Below are 1,633 nucleotides of genomic sequence, written 5' to 3' on the forward strand. Positions count from 1 at the left end.
TAGAGTCTGTCTATAAAGTCTATCGGGGTTAAAAAAGTAATAGATTAGTTGAAAAAAATGTGTTTCGGTAGTATTTTTCATAAAAAACGTTGAAACTATTAAACCAAGCCCTACTACAGTTCGAGCAAGTTGACTGGCGTCGTGATCCTGAACTCGGCCTTATCGACCTTATCTTCACGCACCATCCCTCTTTGATTGAGCTTCTTGCCGATGATATCACCCTGGGTCAACCCGCTAAAAAGATGGGTCGCCAGGATTCCCCCACCGTAGAACAAGTGGTGAGAGCTGCGGTCTTTAAGGAACTTAAAGGGCTTGATTACAGGCAATTGGAGTATACTCAAGAGGATTCCTACGTATGCAAGGCCTTTCTGAAACTCGAAGCCCGTCATCCCTTTAGCTTTCAGGTTTGGAATAAATATATCTCCCGCATCCGTGCTGAGCGACTTACCGAGTTGCTCATTGCGCTTAACAAAATAGCCATCCGGGAAGGCCTTGAGGACCTGGACAGGCTCAGGATAGATGCTACCGTGATAGCCACCAACATCCATACACCAACCAATAACAGCCTGGTATGGGACTGTATCAAGGAATCACACCGCCTGCTGGCTAAACTGGCGCAGCAAGAGGGTATAACGTATCGTGACTACACCAAGGCAGCGAAGAAGACCTTCTTTGCCATCAATAACAGCAAGGCGGATAAACGCACCACCTTGTTTATCAAGCAACTCAAGCAGTTTACCAAGACCATCAACCAGGTGGATAAGTTGGCTAAAAAAAAAAGATTCCCAAGAGCTTGACACCACTGAAGGCTTCCTGCTTTGTTGTCAACTGGAAGCCCTGCTACCCTTGCTTAGGAAGGTCTACTCGATGACCCACCGAAAAGAAGTGCTGGGTGAAAAGGTCCCCAATGATGAGAAGATATTCAGCATCTACGAGCAACATACCGACCTGATTGTCAAAGGCCCTGGGAAGAATGAATTTGGACATAAGGTACTGTTGAGCGGTGGAAAAAGCGGCCTCATTCTTGGTTGTGAGGTACTTGGTGGTAATCCGGGGGATGCTACGTTGTTTTCACCCACATTGGAAGCAGTACAACAGGCGTACGGACAAATGCCCCGGTCTGTGACAGCAGATGGGGGCTTTGCCTCCAAAAAGAACCTGGACAACGCCCTGATCAATGTTGTGTTCAACAAGGTGACTAGAAGCATGACCAACCGGGTCAGCAGTAAGAACATGGAGTCCCGGTTAAAGAAGTGGCGCAGCGGCATTGAGGCGTCGATCTCCAACCTGAAAAGGGGGTTTAATATCAGACGATGCAACTGGAAGGGTTGGAAAAACTTCTGCTCGAAGGTGCTCTGGAGTGTGATCGGCTATAATATCAGGGTATTAACGCGATTGGTGGCGACCAAAATCGCACCAGCCTAGCTGTTGTAACCGTAAATATCGATAGCTCGGTGCTACAGGTCTGTCCAAACAGCTAGAAGATTATGATTAAATCAATGTTGAATGGCACTTTTGAAATATCAGTAAAAGCTTTAGCAAACGGCACCCAACAAATTGGCTCAGCCAGCAACATACTCTCAAATTTTGACCTTAGGAATGCGCAAAAAACTCACTTTATAGACAGACTCTA

At 46.5% G+C, this 1,633-nt stretch carries 1 pseudogene; it reads left to right on the forward strand.

Annotation, left to right across the window (positions count from 1 at the left end):
* Positions 1-89: 89 nt before the first annotated feature.
* Positions 90-1,425 (forward strand): annotated as a pseudogene (locus tag FNH22_RS31760) (ISNCY family transposase).
* Positions 1,426-1,633: the final 208 nt, after the last annotated feature.

The sequence above is a fragment of the Fulvivirga sp. M361 genome, from assembly GCF_007097395.1.
Classification (GTDB): Bacteria; Bacteroidota; Bacteroidia; order Cytophagales; family Cyclobacteriaceae; genus Fulvivirga.